Source organism: Streptomyces sp. GbtcB6, assembly GCF_019091475.1.
GTDB classification, from domain to species: Bacteria; Actinomycetota; Actinomycetes; order Streptomycetales; family Streptomycetaceae; genus Streptomyces; species Streptomyces hyaluromycini.
The window spans coordinates 11,355-32,650 of record NZ_JAGXJL010000022.1 but is presented as its reverse complement, the minus strand read 5'-3'; the positions used below and the strand labels follow the sequence as shown (position 1 = coordinate 32,650).

The 21,296-nt window shown below is 71.7% G+C and carries 20 protein-coding genes and 1 pseudogene; 14 read left to right on the top strand and 7 right to left on the bottom strand.

Annotation, left to right across the window (positions count from 1 at the left end; translation table 11 throughout):
- Positions 1-93: 93 nt before the first annotated feature.
- The 5 genes from KVT45_RS31795 (at position 94) to KVT45_RS31775 (ending at position 5,321) form a co-directional block, all read left to right on the top strand.
- Positions 94-915: a heme ABC transporter ATP-binding protein gene (locus KVT45_RS31795; RefSeq protein WP_217552596.1), complete on the top strand. Its 822-nt coding sequence runs from the start codon at positions 94-96 to the stop codon at positions 913-915.
- 162 nt (positions 916-1,077) lie between these two features.
- Positions 1,078-2,211, top strand: coding sequence for an iron uptake system protein EfeO (gene efeO / locus KVT45_RS31790; RefSeq protein ID WP_217552595.1), 1,134 nt, complete (start codon positions 1,078-1,080; stop codon positions 2,209-2,211).
- Positions 2,212-2,221: 10 nt separating this feature from the next.
- Positions 2,222-3,475: an iron uptake transporter deferrochelatase/peroxidase subunit gene (gene efeB, locus KVT45_RS31785; RefSeq protein ID WP_217552594.1), complete on the top strand. Its 1,254-nt coding sequence runs from the start codon at positions 2,222-2,224 to the stop codon at positions 3,473-3,475.
- Positions 3,476-3,478: 3 nt separating this feature from the next.
- Complete coding sequence (gene efeU / locus KVT45_RS31780; RefSeq protein WP_217552593.1) at positions 3,479-4,372, top strand: iron uptake transporter permease EfeU; 894 nt, start codon at positions 3,479-3,481, stop codon at positions 4,370-4,372.
- A gap of 13 nt (positions 4,373-4,385) precedes the next feature.
- Positions 4,386-5,321 (top strand): hypothetical protein, encoded by a 936-nt coding sequence (locus KVT45_RS31775; protein ID WP_254647641.1) that lies wholly within the window; start codon positions 4,386-4,388, stop codon positions 5,319-5,321.
- Between the two features lie 130 nt (positions 5,322-5,451).
- On the opposite strand, the gene KVT45_RS31770 is transcribed toward KVT45_RS31775, so the two are convergent.
- The 4 genes from KVT45_RS31770 to KVT45_RS31755 all read right to left on the bottom strand — a co-directional run bounded on the left by KVT45_RS31770 (position 5,452) and on the right by KVT45_RS31755 (position 9,812).
- A complete protein-coding gene (locus KVT45_RS31770; protein ID WP_217552591.1) occupies positions 5,452-6,183 on the bottom strand; it encodes a bifunctional DNA primase/polymerase in 732 nt (243 codons plus the stop codon).
- Between the two features lie 160 nt (positions 6,184-6,343).
- A complete protein-coding gene (locus KVT45_RS31765) occupies positions 6,344-7,351 on the bottom strand; it encodes a small ribosomal subunit Rsm22 family protein (RefSeq protein ID WP_217552590.1) in 1,008 nt (335 codons plus the stop codon).
- Complete coding sequence (locus tag KVT45_RS31760) at positions 7,348-8,541, bottom strand: serine hydrolase (RefSeq protein WP_217552589.1); 1,194 nt, start codon at positions 8,539-8,541, stop codon at positions 7,348-7,350. Before KVT45_RS31760 ends, KVT45_RS31765 begins: the two co-directional genes overlap by 4 nt.
- Complete coding sequence (locus KVT45_RS31755; protein WP_217552588.1) at positions 8,481-9,812, bottom strand: multidrug effflux MFS transporter; 1,332 nt, start codon at positions 9,810-9,812, stop codon at positions 8,481-8,483. Before KVT45_RS31755 ends, KVT45_RS31760 begins: the two co-directional genes overlap by 61 nt.
- Positions 9,813-9,979: 167 nt before the next feature.
- Here KVT45_RS31755 and KVT45_RS31750 point away from each other — a divergent pair, with 167 nt between their 5' ends.
- Together KVT45_RS31750 and KVT45_RS31745 are read left to right on the top strand one after the other, a co-directional pair.
- The gene (locus tag KVT45_RS31750; protein WP_217552587.1) at positions 9,980-10,978 is read left to right on the top strand and encodes a Gfo/Idh/MocA family protein; all 999 of its coding nucleotides are present in this window, start codon (positions 9,980-9,982) and stop codon (positions 10,976-10,978) included.
- A gap of 131 nt (positions 10,979-11,109) precedes the next feature.
- Positions 11,110-11,868 carry an SDR family oxidoreductase gene (locus tag KVT45_RS31745; protein WP_217552586.1) on the top strand — a complete coding sequence of 253 codons (759 nt, stop codon included), beginning with the start codon at positions 11,110-11,112 and terminating at the stop codon, positions 11,866-11,868.
- 247 nt (positions 11,869-12,115) lie between these two features.
- Here KVT45_RS31745 and KVT45_RS31740 read toward each other — a convergent pair whose 3' ends face one another.
- Positions 12,116-13,345 (bottom strand): D-alanyl-D-alanine carboxypeptidase family protein, encoded by a 1,230-nt coding sequence (locus tag KVT45_RS31740; protein WP_217552585.1) that lies wholly within the window; start codon positions 13,343-13,345, stop codon positions 12,116-12,118.
- Positions 13,346-13,545: 200 nt separating this feature from the next.
- Here KVT45_RS31740 and KVT45_RS31735 point away from each other — a divergent pair, with 200 nt between their 5' ends.
- Both KVT45_RS31735 and KVT45_RS31730 read left to right on the top strand, forming a co-directional pair.
- On the top strand, positions 13,546-15,006 hold the full coding sequence (locus tag KVT45_RS31735; RefSeq protein WP_217552584.1) for an ABC transporter permease: 1,461 nt from the start codon (positions 13,546-13,548) through the stop codon (positions 15,004-15,006).
- 93 nt (positions 15,007-15,099) lie between these two features.
- A pseudogene (locus KVT45_RS31730) lies at positions 15,100-15,771 on the top strand (ABC transporter ATP-binding protein); the annotation flags it as partial.
- 189 nt (positions 15,772-15,960) lie between these two features.
- On the opposite strand, the gene KVT45_RS31725 reads toward KVT45_RS31730, so the two are convergent.
- Both KVT45_RS31725 and KVT45_RS31720 read right to left on the bottom strand, forming a co-directional pair.
- Positions 15,961-16,947: an aldo/keto reductase gene (locus tag KVT45_RS31725; RefSeq protein ID WP_217552583.1), complete on the bottom strand. Its 987-nt coding sequence runs from the start codon at positions 16,945-16,947 to the stop codon at positions 15,961-15,963.
- 58 nt (positions 16,948-17,005) lie between these two features.
- Entirely contained in the window at positions 17,006-17,332 is a 327-nt protein-coding gene (locus tag KVT45_RS31720) for a hypothetical protein (protein WP_089101295.1), read from the bottom strand.
- Between the two features lie 124 nt (positions 17,333-17,456).
- Here KVT45_RS31720 and KVT45_RS31715 point away from each other — a divergent pair, with 124 nt between their 5' ends.
- From KVT45_RS31715 to KVT45_RS31700, 5 genes are all read left to right on the top strand, one after another.
- Positions 17,457-18,002, top strand: coding sequence for a DoxX family protein (locus KVT45_RS31715; RefSeq protein ID WP_217552717.1), 546 nt, complete (start codon positions 17,457-17,459; stop codon positions 18,000-18,002).
- A 29-nt stretch (positions 18,003-18,031) separates the two neighbouring features.
- Positions 18,032-18,442, top strand: coding sequence for a MazG-like family protein (locus tag KVT45_RS31710; RefSeq protein ID WP_217552582.1), 411 nt, complete (start codon positions 18,032-18,034; stop codon positions 18,440-18,442).
- Positions 18,443-18,678: 236 nt separating this feature from the next.
- Entirely contained in the window at positions 18,679-19,452 is a 774-nt protein-coding gene (locus tag KVT45_RS31705; protein WP_254647639.1) for an aminoglycoside N(3)-acetyltransferase, read from the top strand.
- Between the two features lie 149 nt (positions 19,453-19,601).
- Positions 19,602-19,784 carry an FXSXX-COOH protein gene (locus tag KVT45_RS56595; protein ID WP_254647638.1) on the top strand — a complete coding sequence of 61 codons (183 nt, stop codon included), beginning with the start codon at positions 19,602-19,604 and terminating at the stop codon, positions 19,782-19,784.
- Positions 19,781-20,998 (top strand): FxsB family cyclophane-forming radical SAM/SPASM peptide maturase, encoded by a 1,218-nt coding sequence (locus KVT45_RS31700; RefSeq protein ID WP_308310919.1) that lies wholly within the window; start codon positions 19,781-19,783, stop codon positions 20,996-20,998. Before KVT45_RS56595 ends, KVT45_RS31700 begins: the two co-directional genes overlap by 4 nt.
- The last annotated feature ends 298 nt before the right edge of the window (positions 20,999-21,296 follow it).

The window sequence follows — 21,296 nt, the reverse complement described above, 5'->3', positions numbered from 1 at the left end:
ACACGCCTCCGCCACTCACTCTCTTCCCGCCACGGCGGTGTTGTCCGGCGGTGGCCGATCGGCCTCAGTCGGCTGATCAGAAGGGCTTGACCCATGAGACTTCTCCGGACGAATGCCGGCCCTCCTTCTTCCCCCGTCGCCGGTGAGGTTCTTGCCGAGGGTGAGGGGCTGTGTGTCCGGCTTGGTGATCGGGCCGTCCTCGCCGGTGTTGACGTCGTCGCCCGCGCCGGGGAAGTCCTCTGCCTCGTCGGGCCCAACGGGGCCGGGAAGTCCACTCTTCTGGCCGCGCTCGCCGGCGACGTGGCGCCCGGCGCCGGAGTCGTTCGCCTCTTCGGCCGGCCCGCCACGGAGTGGTCCGCCGGGGAACTCGCTCTCCGGCGGGCGGTGCTGCCGCAGTCGGCCGCGCTGTCCTTTCCGTTCACGGTGGCGGGTGTGGTGCGGATGGGGCGGGCGCCGCACACCGACTCCGCACCCGGCGAGGACGAACTCGCCGTCGCCGAGGCGATGGCGGCCACCGAGGTCACGGCCTTCGCCGAGCGGCCGTTCTCCGCGCTCAGCGGCGGCGAGCGGGCCCGGGTCGCTCTCGCCCGGGTGCTCGCGCAGCGCACGCCCCTGCTGCTGCTCGACGAACCGACCGCCGCGCTCGACCTCAAGCACCAGGAACTGGTGCTGCGGCTCTGCCGGGAGAGGGCGCACGCCGGTGACGCGGTGGTCGTGGTGCTGCACGACCTCTCCCTCGCCGCCGCCTACGCGCACCGGGTCGCGATCCTGTGCGCCGGTCGTGTCGCCGCCGACGGCCCGCCCGCCGAGGTGTTCGAGGAGCGGTTGCTGTCGGAGGTGTACGACCAGCCGGTCGAGGTGTTTCCGCATCCACGGACGGGAGTTGCCGTCGTCACACCGAAGCGCACCCCTTGACCTTCCCTTTGCCATTCCTTGGCGTTTGTTTTTGGTCGTCGATATCAAGCCGTGCCTGTGATCTTTCTGTGGCCGATGAATCACCACCCGGACGGGTATGAGTAAGGTAAGCCTCGGGTAAGTTAGGCCAGCCTCACCACACCACCCTCGCTTGGAGCCTGCATGCGTGCCGTCCGACTCACCGTCACCGCCGCCGCCACCGTGGCCGCCTTGACCGCCCTCTCGGCCTGCACGGCGAAGAGCGACGCCAAGGGCGACGACGCGATCCAGGTCACCGCCGCCGACTCCAAGTGCGAGACGTCGACGAAGTCGGTCCCGGCGGGACACGTCACGCTCGCCATCGAGAACAAGGGCTCCAAGGCCACCGAGGTCGAGATCCTCTTCCCGGACGACCGGATCGTGTCGGAGAAGGAGAACATCGGCCCGGGGACGAAGTACACGCTGACCGCCGAGGTGAAGGCGGGCTCGTACGAAATAGCCTGCCGGCCCGGGATGAAGGGGCACGGCGTGCGGCAGAAGCTGACCGTCACCGGCGGAACGGTCGCCAAGCGCGACCCGAAGCTGGACGCGGCCGTCGCCGCCTACCGCGAGTACGCGCAGGAGCAGGCCGACGCGACGATCCCGAAGGTGGAGACGTTCGTCAACGCCATCAAGGCGGGGAACATCGAGGCCGCCAAGGACGCCTACGCCCCCTCCCGGGTCGGCTGGGAGACCACCGAGCCGATCGCCGAGTCGTTCGGGGACATCGACCCCAAGACCGACACCCGCGTCAACGACCTGGAGAAGGGCCAGAAGTGGACCGGCTGGCACGCGCTGGAGAAGGCGCTGTGGGTGGACAAGAAGGCCGGCGCCGAGCAGCAGGCCCTCGCCGATGAACTGCTCGCCGATCTGAAGGACTGGCAGAAGCGGGTCGGCAAGGCCGAGATCACCCCGACCTCCATGGCCAACGGCGCCAAGGAACTCCTCGACGAGGTCGCCACCGGCAAGGTCACCGGCGAGGAGGACCGCTACTCGCACACCGACCTGAGCGACTTCAAGGCCAACGTCGACGGCGCGCAGAAGGCGTACGAGCTGCTCAAGCCGGTCGCCCAGAAGAACGACGCGGCGCTCACCGGCGAACTCGACAAGCAGTTCGCCGCGCTGGACACGCTCCTCGACAAGTACCGCACGGACAAGACGTCCGACGGCTTCGTCTCGTACGACACGGTCACCGAGGCGCAGCGCAAGGAGCTGTCGGACGCGGTCAACGCCCTCGCGGAGCCGCTGTCGAAGCTCGCCGCGGCCGTGGTGAAGTAGGGGGCTGGGCATGGGTGAGAACACCAATCCGTCGCGTCGGTCGCTGATCGGCTGGGGCGGGGCCGGGCTGGCGCTCGGGGCCGCCGTGGCCGGCGGCGCGGTGGCGATGACCGAGGCCGGCGACGACGTCGACCCGGTCGCCGCCGACACCGGTGCCGCCGTCCCGTTCCACGGCGCCCACCAGGCCGGGATCGCCACACCCGTCCAGGACCGGCTGCACTTCGCCGCGTTCGACGTGAAGACCGACGACCGGGCCGAGTTCGTACAGCTGCTGAAGGACTGGACGGCCGCGGCCCGGCGGATGACCGCGGGCAAGGCGGTCGGCGAGGGCGCGTACGGCGGGCTGGCCGAGGCGCCGCCGGACGACACCGGTGAGGCCCTCGGGCTCAAGCCGTCCCGGCTGACGCTGACGATCGGCTTCGGGCCGTCCCTCTTCGAGAAGTTCGGGCTCGGCGGGCAGCGGCCGGCCGCGCTCGTCGATCTGCCCGGGTTCCCCGGCGACAACCTCGACTCGTCCCGCACCGGCGGCGATCTGTGCGTCCAGGCCTGTGCCGACGATCCGCAGGTCGCCGTGCACGCCATCCGCAACCTCGCCCGGATCGGCTTCGGCAAGGTCGCCATCCGCTGGTCCCAGCTCGGCTTCGGGAAGACCTCGTCGACGACCCCGGACGCGCAGACGCCCCGCAATCTCATGGGGTTCAAGGACGGCACCCGCAACATCGCGGGGACCGAGACCGACCGCCTGAAGAAGTTCGTGTGGGCGGGAGACGGTGACGGGTCGGGGTGGATGACCGGCGGGTCGTATCTCGTCGCGCGGCGGATCCGCATGAACATCGAGACCTGGGACCGGACTTCGCTCCAGGAGCAGGAGGACGTCTTCGGGCGGGACAAGGGCGAGGGCGCCCCGGTCGGCAAGGCCAAGGAGCACGACGCGCCGTTCCTGAAGGCCATGAAGCCCGATGCCCATGTGCGGCTCGCACACCCGGACTCCAACAACGGGATCACCATCCTGCGCCGGGGCTACTCCTTCACCGACGGGACGGACGGGCTCGGGCGGCTCGACGCCGGGCTGTTCTTCCTGGCCTACATGCGTGACGTCCGCAAGGGGTTCATCCCGCTCCAGCGCAGGCTGTCCGCGTCCGACGCGCTCAACGAGTACATCCAGCACGTGGGTTCGGCGGTCTTCGCGGTCCCGCCCGGCGTCCGGGACAAGGACGACTGGTGGGGCCGGACGCTGTTCTCCGAATCCTCCGAGGGGGCGTGAACCGTGTTCTCCAACTATCTGATCGGGCTGCGGGAAGGCCTTGAGGCGTCGCTCGTCGTCTGCATCCTCATCGCCTATCTGGTCAAGACCGGGCGCACGGACGCCCTGAAGCCGATCTGGATCGGCATCGCGGTGGCGGTGCTGATCGCCATGGGCTTCGGGTGCGCGCTCGAATTCGGTTCCCAGGAACTGACGTTCCAGGCGCAGGAGGCGCTCGGCGGGTCGCTGTCGGTCGTCGCGGTGGGCCTGGTGACGTGGATGGTGTTCTGGATGCGGCGCACCGCCCGGCACCTGAAGGCGGAGCTGCACGGCAAGCTGGACGCGGCGCTCGCGATGGGCACGGGTGCGCTGGTCGCCACCGCGTTCCTGGCCGTCGGCCGCGAGGGGCTCGAGACCGCGCTGTTCGTGTGGGCGTCCGTGCACGCGGCGAGCGACGGCACCCCGCGCCCCCTGGTCGGCGTGGCACTCGGCCTGGCCAGCGCCGTGTTCCTCGGCTGGCTGTTCTACCGGGGTGCCCTGCGGATCAACCTCGCCAAGTTCTTCACCTGGACCGGCGGCATGCTGGTCGTGGTCGCGGCGGGCGTCCTGGCCTACGGCTTCCACGACCTCCAGGAGGCCGACTGGATCCCGGGCCTGACCAACCAGGCCTTCGACATCAGCGGCACCATCCCGCCGGACAGCTGGTACGGGACGCTGCTGAAGGGCGTCTTCAACTTCCAGCCGGACCCGACCGTGCTCCAGGTCACGGTGTGGCTGCTGTACCTGATCCCGACGCTCGTACTCTTCTTCGCCCCGGTAGGGTTCGGCTCCGGGAAGGGGAAGGTGAAGGCACCTGATGACGCACCTGACGACCAGGGATCGCGGCCCTCGACGGCTCCGCAGGCTCCGCCGGCGTGATCGGAACGCGCTCATGGCGGTCTCGCTGACCGCCATGTCGCTGACGGCGAGCGGCTGCGTGGTGGTGCACGGGGAGCGCGAGGTGCTCCCCGCCACCACCCGCGCCGAGGCCGCCAAGGCGCTGCGGCAGTTCACGGACGCCTACAACAAGGCCGACAAGGCCTACGACGGCTCCCTGGACGCGGACTACACGACCGGCGCCCTCGCCGACATCGACTCCGCGCGTCTGAAGGCCGGGCACGTCAACAGCCCGGGCGGCAACTCCGGCCACTCGCCACTGGAGTTCGACGACGTCACGTACACCATCCCGAAGAAGGCCGGCTGGCCGCGCTGGTTCGTCGCGGACGCGCACGGGAACAAGGGCGGCGACGAACGCTGGCTGCTGGTCTTCACCCGCAACAGCCTCTCCGAGCCGTTCCAGGTGGCGTATCTGACGCTGGTCGCGCCGGACGCCGTACCGAAGTTCACCACCGACAAGGACGGCTGGGCCGAGGCCGTACCGGCGAACAGCGCCCAACTGGCCGCCTCCCCCGGCGACTTGAGCCAGGACTACGCCACGTACCTGAAGAGCGGCGGCACCGTCTTCGCGGACGGCGCGCACACCAGCGGCTGGCGCACGGACCGCAAGAAGTCGACCAAGCCGGGCCTCGCGACCCAGTACATCGACGAGCCGCTGACCAACGGCGACTACGCGCCGCTCGCGCTGCGGACCGCCGACGGCGGGGCGATGGTGTTCTTCACCACCCGCTACTACGCCAAGCAGACCGCGGCCGCCGGCACCTCCGTGCCGACACCGAACCAGGACGTCAAGGCGCTCACCAAGGGCGAGATCAAGCAGTCGCTGACGATGCAGTTCGTCTCCAACCAGGTCGCGCTGGACCCGGCGGGCACCGGGAAGGTCTCGGTGCTGGGGCGCATCCAGGGCCTGACCTCGGCACAGGGTTCCTGAACAGCGCCCCGAAAACAGCGCCCCCGAAGGGGCGCGGGGCCGTATCCGACATGCGGCTACCGCCGCGTGGGCGCGACCAGCCACGACGGCGCCGCAGCCGACCGACGACCCGGCGCTTCCCACGGCGCGCCTACCAGGCCGCGCCCACCTGGTCGGCCTCTTCGCCCGCGTACCGGGCGCACGCGTCGGTGAGGATCTCCAGCAGGCTCAGCGGGTCGGGGAGCTCGTGCTCGGGGCCGCGTACCCAGTGCACCCGGCGGTCGTCGTCGCCGGGCAGCCGGGCGGGCGGTACGAGGACGTAGGAGCCCCGGCAGTGCCAGCGCAGGCCCGGGTGCTCGTCCATGGTCTCGGGGTGGCAGTCCAGCGCGCAGGGCCACCACTCGTCCTCGTCCTCGGGGGTGCCGCGGGTGAGGGTGAAGAAGAGCATGCGGCCGTCGTCGCTCTCGGCGACGGGACCGACCTCGACGCCGTTCGCGAGCAGCCGTTCCAGCGCCTGCCGGCCGGCCTCCAGGGGCACGTCCAGGACGTCGTGGGTCATGCCGGTCGCGGTGATGAAGTTGGCCTGCGGCTGGTGCCGGGCCCAGCGCTCGATCTGGGCGCGGTCGGTGGTGGACTGCGTCTGCCACGCGAACGACACCGGGTGCCGGGCCGGGGTGGGACAGCCGACGCGGTCGCAGGAGCAGCCGTAGCCGGGGGCGGGGTGCGCGGCGGGGGCCAGCGGGAGGCCCGCCGTGGCGGCGGCGAGCAGCAGGTCGGCACGGCCCGCGTCGCCGGCGGCGGCCGCCTCCTTCGGGCGGCGTCCGCGGAGCCACCGGGAGAGTTTGCCCTGCCGTCCGCTCGGGCCGCCGAACGTCGCGCTCATCTATCGCCTCGCCTCGCTGTGGTGCGGCCAGGATGCCTTATGGGGCCAACTGGGTGCGAAGGGGGGTACGACGGGCGAGAGTGTCTCACAAGGGTGAGAGGGCATTACGAGAGTTAGATGCACTCCGAAAGCGATAGGGGGTTGCGGGCGCTAGAGGGGTTCACTCCTGGGTGCCGAACGGCGGCCACGCGTCCCCCCAGTCCGCGTCCCGGGCCGCCTTGTACAGGTCGCCGTGGCGTTTGGTGACCGTCGTGCGGCGGAGCTGCTCGTCGGTCTCGCACAGGTCGAGCAGGACCTGGCCCTTGCGGATCTGGGGGTGCCGGACCACCCGGGCCGGTGCCGGGGCGGGCGGGAAGCGGGTGGCGGCCACGTAGCTGAACTTCTCGTCCTCGTAGGGCAGTGATCCGCCCTTGACCTGGCGGTGCAGGGAGGAGCGGCTGACCCGGGCGGAGAAGTGGCACCAGTCCGTGCCGGGGACGATCGGGCAGCGGGCGCTGTGCGGGCAGGGGGCGGCGACATGGAAGCCGGCGGCGATCAGGCGGTCCCGGGCCTCGATGATCCGGGCGTAGCCGGCGGGCGTGCCCGCCTCGACGAGCACGACGGCCTGCGCGGCGGCCGCGGCGGCGTCGACGAGGGCGGCGCGGCCGGCCTCGTCGAGCTCGTTGAGGACGTACGACACCGTGACGAGATCAGTGCTCTCGATGGTGAGCGCCGCTCCGATCCGAGAGCGCTGCCACGATGCCTCCCGCAGGGCCGGGTTCGCCGCGGCGATCTCCCGGCCGAGGGCCAGCGCCGGCTCGGCCCAGTCGAGGACCGTCACCGGCCGCGCGCCCTCCCAGGTGTCGGTCACCGCCCAGGTCGCCGCGCCCGTCCCGCCGCCGACGTCCACATGGCTCCCCGGCACCCATCCCTCCGGCACCGCGTCGGCGAACGCCGCCAGCGCGGACCGTACCGCCTCGAAGGTCGCCGGCATCCGGTACGCCGCGTACGCCACCACGTCCGCCCGGTCCCGCAGGATCGGCGCGTCGGTGGGGGTGGCCCCGCGGTAGTTGGCGATCAGCCGCTCGACGGCTCCGGCGGCCTGCTTCGGGGGCAGACCGTCGAGGAGGTCGGAGAGGGTGGCGCGGAGCCGGTCGGCCGGTGGGGTGGGGTGGGTGGGGTGACTCACCCGGCGATTGTATGGACAGCCCTGGCGAGGCGGGTCGCCGCGGCCGCCCGCGGAGCGCTGTCGCCGGGGCGGCGGTGCGGATGCACCGTGTTGGCCAGCAGCACCAGGAACGTGTCCGTCGCCCGGTCCAGCACCAGGCTCGTCCCGGTGAAGCCGGTATGGCCCGCCGCACCGTTTCCCGCCAGCTCGCCCATGAACCACGGCTGGTCCACCAGGAAGCCCAGGCCGGGCGGGGCCAGCAGCAGGTCCACGAAGTCGGGGCCGAGGATGCGTGCGGGGCCGTACGCGCCGCCCGAGAGCAGCGCGCGGCAGAAGATCGCCAGGTCCCGGGCGGTGGAGAAGAGGCCGGCGTGCCCCGCCACCCCGCCCAGCGCCCAGGCGTTCTCGTCGTGCACGACGCCCCGCAGCATCCCCCGGTCCGCCTTGGCCCACGGCCGCCGCTGGTCCTCGGTGGCCGCCGCCCCCGGGCAGGGACCGAAGTCGGTGGCGGTCATGCCGAGCGGACGGGTGATGCCGTCACGGACGAGGACGTCGAGGGGGCGGCCGGTGATCCGCTCCAGGACGTGCTGGAGGAGGAGCGGGTTGAGGTCCGAGTAGCTGTAGGCGCCGGGTGCGCTGCTCGGGACCTCCGCGCGCAGCAGGTCGAGGCGGGCCGCGTCGTCGGGGCAGTCGTACAGCGGGAGTTCGGGGCGCAGGCCGGAGGTGTGGGTGAGGAGCTGGCGGACGGTGATGCCGTGCGCGGCGGCCCCGTGGAAGTCGGGGAGGTAGGCGCCGACGCGGGCGTCGATGCCGAGGGTGCCGCGCTCCAGCTGCTGTACGGCGGCGACCGCGGTGAACAGTTTGGTGAGGGAGGCCAGGTCGAAGGGGGTGCCGACGGTCGTCGGGACTCTGGCGGCGGGCAGGAGTTCGACACCGGCGTCGGTCGCGGGGTCGTACGCGGAACAGCGCACGGCCCAGCCGGCCGTCTCCTGCACGGCGATCACGGGTCCGCGTCCGGCGACCACGACGACCCCGGCCGCCCAGGGCCGGTCACCGGTGGTGAGGCCGCGCACCTCGCGGACGAGGTGTCTGAGTTCCGCGGGGTCGAGACCGGCCCGTTCCGGTGTGTCGACGCGCAGTCTCGGTACGCTCAGCTCTCCACTCCCTCCGCCCTCGCACGGGTGTTCCCACGTGCTGCCCAGGGACGGCACATTCCCACGAAGCAGGCCAGCGCCACCAGTGTCCCCGCCAGTTGGACGATCGCCATGGGCACTGCGGTTCTCTCCCCGGCGATCCCGACCAGCGGCGAGGCGACCGCGCCGACGAGGAACGAGGAGGTCCCGAGCAGCGCGGACGCGGACCCGGCGGCGTGCCGGGTCCGCAGCAGGGCGAGGGACTGGGCGTTGGGGAGGGTGAGGCCCATCGCGGACATCAGGACGAAGAGGGCGGCGGCGACCGGGGCGAGGCCGACCGGGCCGAAGACCCCGGCCGACATGAGGAGCAGCGCGGTCGCGGCGAGCACGGTGACGACCAGGCCCGCGCCCAGCACCTTGTCCAGGCTGACCCGGCCGACCAGCACCTTCCCGTTGACCTGCCCGGCGATCACCAGGCCGACCGAGTTGAGGCCGAAGAGGAGGGAGAAGGTCTGCGGGGAGGCGCCATAGATTTCCTGAATCACGAAGGGCGAGGCAGCGATGTATGCGAACAGCGCGGCGAAGGCGAAGCCGCCCGCGAGCATGTAGCCGGTGAAGGGGAGGTCGGCGAGGAGGGCGCGCATGGCGCGGACGGCCCCGGCCGCTCCCCCGGCGTGCCGGGCGGGCGGCGGAAGGGTCTCCGGGAGCCGCACCCAGACCAGCGCGGCGAGCAGCGCTCCGACGACCGTGAGGACGACGAACACGCCCCGCCAGTCCGTCACCCGCAGGATCTGCCCGCCGATCAGCGGGGCGACGACCGGGGCGACCCCGGAGACCAGCATCAGGGTGGAGAAGAAGCGGGCCATGGCGACCCCGTCGTAGAGGTCGCGGACGACGGCTCGCGCGATGACGATGCCGGCCGCGCCCGCGAGGCCCTGGGCGAGGCGGAAGGCGACCAGGGTCTCGACGTTCGGCGCGACGGCGCACAGGGCGGTGGCGAGCACGTAGACGGCGAGGCCGGTGAGCAGCGGGCGGCGGCGGCCCCAGCGGTCGCTCATCGGGCCGACGACCAGCTGGCCGAGGGCCATGCCGGCGAGGCAGGCGGTGAGGGTGAGCTGGACGGTCGCGGCGGGGGCGCCCAGGGAGCGGGTGACCTCCGGCAGGGAGGGGAGGTACATGTCCATCGCCAGCGGGGGCGTCGCGGTGAGCCCGCCGAGGACCAGGACCAGCAGGAAGCCGGTACGGCGGGCGGCGGGGACGGCGTGGGCGGCCGGGGCGGCGGGGCGGTGCGGTGCGGGTACGGCGGTGTCCTGGGCGTCCGGTGTCGGCGGCGCCGGCTGCTCGGGCATGTGTCCCCCGTCTTCGTAAGGTCTCTTGGTGAGGTCTCGCGGTTCTCGTCGGGCGCTTCGTCGGTCCCGCGGTCGGGTCCGCCCTTGATGGATCCCGACGGCCCCCGCATATGCTCTCAGCTCGTACAGACTGCCGGGAAACACACGAGCGAGGGCGGGCGGCCGGGATGGGTGAGCGGAGCGTGCGGTGGGGGATCCTGGCGACGGGCGGGATCGCGGCCGCGTTCGCGGCGGACCTGGTCGATCTGCCCGACGCGGAGATCGTGGCGGTGGCCTCGCGGTCCCCGGAGTCGGCGGCGGGGTTCGCCGAGCGGTTCGGGATCGGGCGGGCGTACGGCGACTGGGAGTCGCTGGCCCGGGACGAGGACGTCGACATCGTGTACGTCGCCACTCCGCACTCGGCGCACCGGGCGGCCGCCGGGCTGTGTCTGGAGGCCGGGCGCAACGTGCTGTGCGAGAAGGCGTTCACGGTCAACAGCCGTGAGGCCGGGGAGCTCGTGGCGCTGGCGAAGGAGCACGACCGCTTCCTGATGGAGGCGATGTGGATGTACTGCAACCCGCTGGTGCGGCGGCTGACGGCGCTGGTCGCGGACGGGGCGATCGGCGAGGTGCGGACGGTGCAGGCGGACTTCGGCCTGGAGGGCCCGTTCCCGCCGGCGCACCGGCTGCGGGACCCGGCGCTGGCCGGGGGCGCGCTGCTCGACCTGGGGGTGTACCCGGTGTCGTTCGCGCACCTGCTGCTCGGCGAGCCGGACGGGATGTCGGCGCGAGCGGTGCTCTCGGACGAGGGCGTCGATCTTCAGACGGGTGCACTGCTCTCCTGGGAGAGCGGCGCTCTCGCGTCGGTGCACTGCTCCATCGTCGGGGGCACCGGAACCACCGCCTCGGTCACCGGTTCGCGCGGCCGCATCGACATCCCGGACGGCTTCTTCAACCCCGAGCGCTTCGTGCTGCACCGCGATGGCCGCGACCCGGAGGAGTTCTCCCTGGACCCGGCCGACGGGCCGCGCAACACACTGCGCCACGAGGCCCGGGAGGTCATGCGCGCGCTCCGGGCCGGCGAGACCGAATCCCCACTCGTACCGCTCGACGGCACCCTCGCGGTGATGCGCACCCTGGACACCCTCCGCGACCAGATCGGCGTGCGCTACCCGAACGAACTCTGAAAGCGCCCCCGAAGTAAAAAGCGCCCCCAAAGGGGCGCGGGGAACTGCGCGACCAGCCACAACGCAGCCGCAGACAACCGACGACCCAGATAACGCGGCCCTCCCCAGCAGAGCGCCTACGCTGCGACCCCATGAACACCAAGCAACCAAAGATCGCCGTGGTCACCGGCGCCGGCTCCGGTATCGGCCGGGCCGTGGCCACGGAACTGCTGCGGGCCGGCTGGTCGGTGGCGCTGGCCGGCCGGCGCCCGGCGGCGCTGGAGGAGACGGCGGCGCTGGTGCCCGAGGGCGCCTCGCTCGCCGTACGGACCGACGTCTCACAACCCGGCGACGTGACCGGGCTGTTCGCGGCGGCCGTGGACCGGTTCGGGCGGGTGGACCTGCTGTTCAACAACGCGGGGATCAACGGCCCCCGCGACGTGCCGGTCGAGGACCTGCCCTACGACGCGTGGCGGCACGTCGTGGACACCAACCTCAACGGGGCGTTCCTGTGCGCGCAGGCGGCGTTCCGGCAGATGAAGGAGCAGGAGCCGCAGGGCGGGCGGATCATCAACAACGGGTCCGTCTCGGCGCACACGCCCCGCCCGCGCTCCGTCGCCTACACCGCGACCAAGCACGCGCTCACGGGACTGACCAAGTCCCTGTCCCTCGACGGGCGGCCGTACGGCATCGCGGTCGGGCAGATCGACATCGGCAACGCGGCGACGGACATGACGGCCAGGATGCAGACCGGCGCGCTGCAGGCGAACGGGGAGATCGCCCCGGAACCCGTGATGGACGTGGCCGACGTGGCGCGGACCGTGCGGCACATGGCCGAGCTGCCGCCGGCGGCGAACGTGCAGTTCGCGACGGTGCTGGCGACGGCGATGCCGTACGTGGGCCGGGGCTGAACCGCCGTTCAGTCGGACAATCCACAACCTGCACAACCGGAATTCTGACGTCCGCGGTATTGCGGCCGGTAACGGGCCTATGCTCGACTCTCCTCCACCAGAACTTCACAGTTGGGGCTCTGGCATTCCGCAGACCGCCGACCACACCGAGGGGGGAGGCGGCAGCCGTTCCACCGGACCGGGGTGGGGGTGGACCCGCGCGGGACCGCGGGTACGCACCGGTGGGTGGGGCGGCTGCCGCGTGACGTCAACCGGCCGGTGTGTCACCCGAGTCGGGGGCGGCCGCGGCACCGGCCGCCCGCCGTCGCCGGCGCAGCGCCCACGTCCCCGCGCCCAGCAGTGCGAGCGCTCCGGCCGCGCCACCCGCGAGCGGCCAGGGCGACGGCCCGGAGGAGGCCGAACCGGCCGCCGCCCCCGAACCGGCCGCCCCCGCGGCCCCCTTGCCCTTCGACGGCGACGCGCTCGCGCTCGCCCCGCCCTCGCTGAGCGGATCGACCAGCGTGCCCACCGGCTGCGCCGAACCCCCCTTCCCGAAGCCCCAGTCGAGCAGCGCGGCGGTCTGCTCGTACACGGCGTTGGTGCCGGGTTTCGGGTGCATCACGGTGACCAGCAGGGTGCGGCCGCCCCGGGTGGCACCGCCGGTGAAGGTGTTGCCGGCGTGACTGGTGTAGCCGTTCTTCACGCCGAACAGGCCCTTGTAGACGTCGAGCCCCCAGGCACCCGTGAGCAGGCGGTCGGTGTTCTGGATCTGGAAGGTCTTCTTGCCGCCCGCCGGGAAGTCCGCGGTCCGCGTGCCGCAGTAGCCGCGGAAGTCGTCGTCCTTCAGTCCGTGCCTGGCGAAGAGGGTCAGGTCGTACGCCGACGAGAGCTGGCCCGGGTGGTCGAAGCCGTCGGGGCTGACCACATGGGTGTCGAGGGCCTGCAGGTCGGCCGCCTTGGCCTGCATCTCGGCGACGGTCTTCGCGATCCCGCCGTTCATGTGGGAGAGCACGTGCACGGCGTCGTTGCCGGAGCGCAGGAAGACGCCCTGCCACAGCTGCTCGACGGTGTAGGTGAGGCCGGGCTTGATGCCGACCAGGCTGGAGCCGGCCGGGACGTCGGAGATGTCGGAGTCCTTGACCTGGTAGCGCTCGGTCCGCTCGAACTTCTTCAGCACGGTGTCCGCGAAGAGCATCTTCAGGGTGGAGGCGGGCGCCAGCCGCCGGTGCGCGTTGTACGAGGCGAGCACCTCACCGCTGTCGCAGTCGGCGAGCAGCCAGGCGCGGGCGGTGATCTTCTTCGGCAGGCCGGTGGCACCGCGCACCTGTATGCCGCCGCGGGCCAGCCGCTCGCCGCCTATGACGGCGGTGGCCGTCGCGGTGGCTGTCGCGGTGGCCGTGGCGGTGGCGGCCGAGGCGGGGACCGCCGCGGACAGGGGGAGAGCGGCGGCCGGCAGTCCGAGGGCGGCACGCCGTGTCAGCCGAGAGGAATCGCGCATCCCGGGACCGTACACCGCAGGCCACCGGGGCTACCTGGCAGTACCCCCTAGCCCGCCCAGGAATTTCCTGTCTTATGAAAGTTTGCTAAGACCTCCCCGTTTCTCAGCTCTGACACATCTTTTACCCAGGGCTGCTCAAAGGTTTCTCCCTAGCTTGAGCTCGCGTCCACAGCGGGCGCCAAGAACCTTCGAGGAACGGGATGTTTGGCATCTATCTCAAGCGCGAGCTTGGCCGCAGAAAGAAGGCGGCCCTGGTCATCGCTCTGGGTCTGGCGCTCGGTATCGCGCTGGTCATCACGGTCAACTCGGTGTCGGCCGGCATGACGCAGGCGCAGGACAAGGTCCTCAAGTCGCTGTACGGCCTCGGGACCGACATGACGGTCACCAAGGCCCGTACCGCGCCGACCTCGGGCAGCTCCGGCGGTCCGAACTTCAAGTTCGACGCCAAGTCCAGCAGCAGCTCCACGCAGAGTTCGGACCGGGTGCAGACCCAGGGCGGTCAGGCCCTGAAGTCGTCCCTGGTCACCAAGGTCGCCGACCAGACGGGCGTGGAGAGCGCGGTCGGAGCGCTCTCCCTCAACGTCACCAAGGTCGACGGCTCCTTCACCCAGGGCAAGGCGAAGTCCTCCACCACCAGCGGCAGCAGCACCAGCGGCGGCGGCCAGGGCCAGCCGGGCGGCGGCACCGCCACCGGTCAGCCGCAGGTCCAGGGCGGCGGCGCCAACTTCAACGTCAACAGCTACTCCGTGGTCGGCGTCGACGTGGCCCACCAGGGCCTCGGCCCCCTCTCCACCATGAAGGTCACCTCGGGCAAGACCTTCACCTCCGCGCAGACCAGCTCGAAGGTCGCGGTGGTCAGCAAGTCGTACGCCAAGGAGAAGAAGTACAAGGTCGGCTCGACCTTCAAGATCTCCGGCACCAAGATCACGGTCATCGGCATCGCGACCCCGGACAGCAGCGAGTCCGACACCGACGTGTTCGTCCCGCTGAAGGTCGCGCAGACCCTCGGCGACGCCAAGAACCAGGTCACCACGATCTACGTCAAGGCGACCGACTCCAAGCAGATCTCCACCGTGAAGAAGGAGATCACCGCCAACATCTCCGGTACGACGGTCACCACCTCCGCCGACCTGGCGTCCACCGTCTCCGGTTCCCTCTCCACCGCCTCCAGCCTGGCGACCAGCGTCGGCAAGTGGCTGTCCATCGCGGTCCTGGTGGCGGCCTTCCTGGTGGCGGCCCTGCTGACCTCGTCCGCGGTGTCCCGCCGGGTGCGTGAGTTCGGCACCCTGAAGGCGCTCGGCTGGCCCTCCCGCAACGTGACCCGCCAGGTCGTCGGCGAGTCCATGGTCAACGGCCTGATCGGCGGCGCCCTCGGCATCGCCCTCGGCCTGGGCGCGGCCTACGCGGTCACCGCGATCAGCCCGAAGCTGACCGCCCAGGTGGGCAGCACCGGCGGCGCGGGCGGCGGTCCGGGCGGCGGCGGTCCCGGCCAGCAGGCCTCCCAGAACACCCTGGAGATCGCGCTGTCCGCACCCGTCTCCCTGACCACCATCGCCCTTGCGGTCGGCCTCGCGGTCACCGGCGGTCTGATCGCCGGCGCGATGGGCGGCTGGCGCGCCTCCCGGATGCGCCCGGCCGACGCGCTGCGCAGCGTCTCGTAACCCCCTCGATCAAGGCCCCCTGAACCGGGGGCGCCGCTTCCACTCCCCCCGGGACGCGGCGTCCCCACCCCCTTACCAGCCAGTGGAGAACCCATGTACAGACTCACCGGAGTCACCAAGCGCTACACGCGGGGCAAGGAGACGGTCGAGGCACTGCGCGGCGTCGACCTGACCATCGAGGACGGCGACCAGCTCGTCATCCAGGGCCCGACCGGCGGCGGCAAGTCGACCCTGCTCCAGATGATCGGCGGCCTGGACCGCCCGACCGAGGGCAGCGTCGAGCTGGACGGCGTCGACCTGGCCCGGATCAGCGAGACCAAGCTGACCCGGCTGCGCGCCGAGAAGATCGGCATCATCTTCCAGGCGTTCAACCTGATCCCGACGCTCACCGCCCAGGAGAACGTCGAGACGGCCCTCGTCCCGCTCGGCATCAAGCCGGCGGACCGCCGTGAGCGGGCGGCGGAGGCCCTGCGCTCGGTGGGCCTGGGCGAGCGCCTCACGCACGCCCCCTCCGAGCTGTCCGGCGGCCAGCAGCAGCGCGTCGCGATCGCCCGCGCGCTGGTGAAGAAGCCGAAGGTGCTGCTCGCCGACGAGCCGACCGGCAACCTCGACGAGGGCACCCGCGACGACATCATGGCCCTGCTCGAGGGCCTGTGGCACGAGTACGGGCTGACCTTCATCATGGTCACCCACGACTCCTCCATCGCCCGCCGCGCCCCGCGCCTGGCCACCATCAAGGCCGGCGAGATCACCCTCACCGAGCAGGGCGGCGGACGGCGGTACGCACAGCAGGCGGCGGCCGGTCACGGCCAGCAGCAGCCGGCGGCCGGTCACGGCCAGCAGCAGGCGGCGGCGTACGGCGGTCCGCAGCAGGGCCACGGCGAGCAGCCGTACGTGCAGCAGTACGGCGGCGGTCAGGGCTACTGACCGCGGTCAGTGGGCGGCCGGGGCCGCTCACCGCCCGAGGAGCCGGTCGATCTCGGCCGTCTGCTCGGCGGTGAGCGGCCCCTTCGCGATCGCGCCGGCGTTCTGCTCGGCCTGGGCGACCGACCGGAAGCCGGGGATCGGGATCGTGCGCGGACTGCGGGCCCAGATCCAGGCGAGGGCGCCCTGGGCGAGGGTCCGGCCGTCGCTGGTGAGGAGATCGCGCAGGGCCTCGATCCGCTCGACCCACGCGGGATCGGCGCCGTCGCCGTCCCCGAACCCGGGCAGCCAGGCCGGCGGCCTGCTGCGGATGTCGCCGGCCTCGGCGCCCGCCCGCCGCCCGCCCAGCAACCCCATGGCGAGCGGGCTGCGGTTGATGGCGGCGAGGTCCGACTTCTCGGCCAGCGAGATGAGTTGCGGAGCATCCTGGAGCACGTTGAGGGTGTGCTGCACGGCCGTGCAGTGCGGTCCCTCGGCGAAGACGGCGGCGCGGGCGGGGTCGTCGGTGCTCCAGCCGTAGGCCCGGATCAGCCCCTCGTCGACCAACTCCTCGCAGACGTCGCGGAGTTCGGCGGCTCGGGCCGGGTCGGCGTCGGAGAGGTGGAGCTGGTAGAGGTCCACGTGGCCGGTGCCGAGGCGGCCCAGGGAGGCGGTGAGGGCGCGGCGGACGTGGGCCGGGGAGTCGTCGCTGCCGGTGAGCGTACGGCTCCCCTCGTCGAAGACGTTGCCCCACTTGGTGGCAACGACCACGTCGTCCCGGCGCCTGCCGAGGGCTCGGCCGAGGACGCGCTCGCTGTGGCCTGCGCCGTAGGTGTCGGCGGTGTCGAAGAACGTCACGCCGAGGTCGAGGGCGCGGTGGACCGCCCGTACGGACTCCTCGTCGTCGACCTTGCCCCAGCCGAGCGGCTGGCCGGTGGCGTCCTGCCACTCGCCTCCGATGGCCCAGCAGCCGAAGCCGAGCGCGCTGACGCGGATGCCGGAACGTCCCAGGGTCCTGGTGGTGCTGTCGGTTTCCATGCCCGAGACGCTAGGAGTTGAAGTGCACACCAAGGCAAGGGAGTTACCGGGCGTGCCGCTACGCCTCCCCGGTCTCGAAGCGGGAGATGCGGCCGTCGTCCTCGACCGTGAAGTCCCAGCGGGTGACCATCTCGCCCCAGGTGTCGTTGCGGTAGTGGGCGAGCAGGGAGCGGCCGCCGTTGGACTCGTTGTCGACGTCGAGGTGGCCGTTGGAGGAGAAGATCTCCCGGTCGATCCAGTCGTCGAGGTTCCGGTCGGAGCCGTCGTCCGCCATCGTCGCGTCCTCGGTGAGGAGCCTGCGGAAGCTGTCACGGTCGCTGGCGTTGACGGCGGTGACGAAGGCCCGGACGGCGGGGTCGCTGAGCTTGGCAGTCTTGATCGTCATGTCAGTCAGCCTCACATCGGCACCGGGGGCCCGCCACCCGAACGGCGGCGAGGAGGGGCCGACCGGGTGTGCCGGGTGCGACGGTGGAGACCGTCGTGATCCGCTGTCGCCGATGGGAGCCCCCGTGACCTGCTACGACCGACGTGACGTGGGCCTGCTGCTGCTCCGGCTGGGGACCGGCGGGGTGCTGGCGGCGCACGGCGCGCAGAAGCTGTTCGGCTGGTTCGGCGGGGGCGGGATCGAGGGGACGGGCCGGTTCATGGAGTCGGTCGGGTACGTGCCCGGGAGGCAGAGCGCGCTGGCGGCGGGGCTGGCGGAGGCGGGCGGCGGGACGCTGCTGGCGCTGGGCCTGGCGACCCCGGCGGCGGGGGCCGCGGCGGCCGGGGCGATGGCGGGCGCGACCGCCCTGCACATGCCGAACGGCTTCTTCGCCCAGGCGGGCGGGTACGAGTACGCGGCGACCCTGGGTCTGACGGCCTCGGGCCTGGCCGTCGCGGGCCCCGGCCGGCTGTCCCTGGACCACGCGTTCGGGCATGTCTTCGACCGGGGCTGGATGGTCCCGGCGGCGCTGGGTGTGACGGCGGCGGTCACGGCGGCGGTGATCGGCGCACGGAACCGGCGGGTGCGGCGGGCCGAGGAGGGGGAGCAGGGGGCGCTGTTCGAGGATTAGCGGCCGGGCGGGGTGGCAGGCTCTCCGCCATGACGGAACAGCGGACGACACCGCCTGCGGAGGCCACGGACGCCCCGGACCTGTGGAGCTCCGTCGAGGACCTCTGGACCTGGCTGGACGCCGACCGGAGGCACGGCGGCGAGACCGGCCTCGTGCTGCGCATGCTCAAGCTCACCGAGGAGGTCGGCGAGGTCGCCCAGGCGGTGATCGGGGCGACCGGCCAGAACCCCCGCAAGGGCAACAGCCACACCTGGGAGGACGTACAGGGCGAGCTGTGCGACGTGGTGATCACGGCACTGGTGGCGCTGCGGACGCTGACGCCGGACCCGGCGGGGGTGTTCGGACGGCATCTGGCCGGAGTGACGGAACGCTCGCTGGGGCCGGCCGCCACCGGCCGGACGGCGGACCGCGACGACCCGGACGGGGGCCGGCCTGCCTGAACCGGTCAGGGGCAGGGCAGGCGGTCCCGGCCGCGGCGGACGGGTAGAACCGGGCGGCCCTCCTCGCCGTCCCCGCGCCCTCCGGCTACGAGGCGCACCCGGGGGGAGGTTATGGTCCTCACGCACCGAGCCTGGTTCCGCCTGCGGGGCCGCACGTGATCGGCGCACCGTCAGGGGTGGCGGGACGGACATGCCACGGCGCCCCGAAGTCGCCGTGCCCCGCAAGGAGGAAGGCCATGTCCGACGCCGAGAGCCTGACCCGGCTTCTGGTCTCGCTGGGTGTCCGCCGCGGCGGTGTCCTGATGGTCCATGCCTCCCTGAGCGGCACCGGACTGGGCCCGTCCGAGGTCCGGGACGCGCTGCTGGCCGCGGTCGGCCCGCACGGCACGCTCGTCACCCCCGCCTTCACCCCGGAGAACTCCGACACCTCGCGCGTGCACCGGACGCTCGTCGAGGGGTGGTCCGAGGAGGAGATACGCGAGTTCCGGGCGAAGATGCCGCCCTTCGTGCCGGACGAGACGCCGTGCCCGACCATGGGAGCGCTGGCCGAGACCATACGGACCACGCCGGGTGCCCGGCGCAGCACGCACCCGCAGTCCTCGCTCGCCGGACTGGGGCCCCGCGCGGCGGAGTTGCTCGACCGGCACCACGCGCACTGCCACCTGGGCGAGGAGTCCCCGCTCGCCGCACTGTACGAGGCGGACGCCCAAGTGCTGCTGCTGCGCGCGGGGTTCGACGCGTGCACCGCGTTCCACCTGGCCGAATACCGGGTCCGGCCGCCCCTGCCCACACAGGTCTACCGGTGCGTCACCGGGACCGTGGGCAACTGGACGTCGTACGAGGATCTCGTGCTGGACGACGGGGACTTCGCCGCGATCGGGGCACGCCTGCCGAAGGGGCTTCTCGCGGAAGGGGAGTGGGCCGGCAGGCCAGTCATACTGTTGCGGATGCGTGATGCCGTCGACAACGCGGTGCTACAGATGTCCAGGTATCGCACGGAAATCGCCTGACACAGGATCAAGGCATCTTTCTTCGGTCGGCCCAACGGTCTGGTGGACGCGCGAAGAGCTCTGACAGAGCATGGACATGGAACGTATCGGTGCGACATCTCGGCACTCGGCACCACTCAGACGCTCAGGGTCAGGGGGAGCAACAACCGATGGATGCGCCTCAGCAAAGCAGCCGCACTGCATGCCTGGTGAAAGTCAACAGGCTCTCGCCCGATCTGCTGGCGGCACTGGCCGACACGAACACGGCGTTCGGCCTTGCCCTACAGCGCCACCTTCAGAAACCGGACAGTCCGCAGGTAACGGCCGACGTCGTCTTCAACAGCGCGCTGTGACCGGGCGGGAGCTCGGGCCCGCCGGACCGGGGGGTCCATCGGGTGTTCCCTTACGCCAGTTCCTGTTGAAGATCCACAGCCGGTGCAACCTGTCCTGCGACTACTGCTACGTGTACTTCGCCGCCGACCAGAGCTGGCGGGAACGGCCCGTCGTCATGAGCCTGGACACCGTGCGGCGGGCCGCGGACCGCATCGTCGAGCATGCGCTGGAGCACCGGCTGCCCTCCGTGCGGGTCATCCTGCACGGCGGAGAACCGCTGCTGGTGGGCAGGAAACACCTCTCCGAACTGCTCGGCGTCCTCCACGAACGCCTCGACCCGGTGACCCGCTTCCACTGTTCGCTCCAGACCAACGGGACGCTCCTCACCCCGGGCGTCCTGGAGCTGCTGCTCGATCACCGGGTCGAAGTGACGGTGAGCCTCGACGGCCCGCCCGCTGCACACGACCGGCACCGCCGGTTCGCGGACGGCCGTCCCAGCCATGCACAGGTCGCCGCGGCGTTGGGACTTCTCGGCCGCCCCAGGTACCGGGATCTGTTCGTCGGTCTCCTGTGCGTCGTGGATCTGGCCAACGATCCCGTCGAAACCTACGAGGCGCTCCTCGACTTCGCCCCACCGCGCGTCGACTTCCTTCTGCCGCACGGAACTTGGCGGCATCCGCCGCCCGGTCTGGAGGACCGGACGGCACCTCCGCGCCATCCGCCGGACCCCGAGGGACGGCATGAGCGGATCCCGTACGCCCATTGGCTGATCCCCGTCTTCGACCGCTGGTTCGACGCACCACGGCGGGAGACGCGGGTGCGCATGTTCGAGGAACTCATGTCCGGTCTGTTCGGGGACCCCGTGAACGCGGAGGCGTTCGGACTGACGCCGCATGATCTCGTGGTCGTGGAGTCCGACGGAACCCTGGAGGACTCCGACTCCCTCAAGGTCGTGGCGCCCGGCGCTCCGGCCACCGGACTCGACGTCTTCCGGAACTCCTTCTCCGAAGCCCTGTCGACGGACACCATGCGCCGACGGCAGTCGGGCGCGCACGGCCTCGGACAGGTCTGCCGGGACTGCGTGTTCACCACCGTCTGCGGGGGCGGCCTGTACTCCCACCGCCATCATCCGGCGACCGGATTCGCCAACCCCTCGGTCTACTGCGCGGATCTGGCCGCCCTGATCGCCCACATGCGTCGCCGCATGAACGAAAGTCTGGTGCGCCCCCTGTGAGCCGGGCACGGGCCGACACGCGCTCCCCGTCGAAGAAGTACTCAACAGAGCAAGGAGAGTTGAACGCTCCCGGGATGGGGATAGTGCTTATGAACTCGGACCCTGCCGATCCGGGTACCGCGCGGAGCAAGGGGGGTATTGTCTGCTGTCTCGGCACTGCTCTATCACGGCAAGGACTGAGGGGTACCGGTTGGGGGGTGATGAGGTGTGGAGGTCCATTGTTTCGTGCTCACTTCCGCCGGCGCCGGACACCCTCCAAGGCGCGCAGTGTGACCCGCTTCACCACTTGAACCCCGTG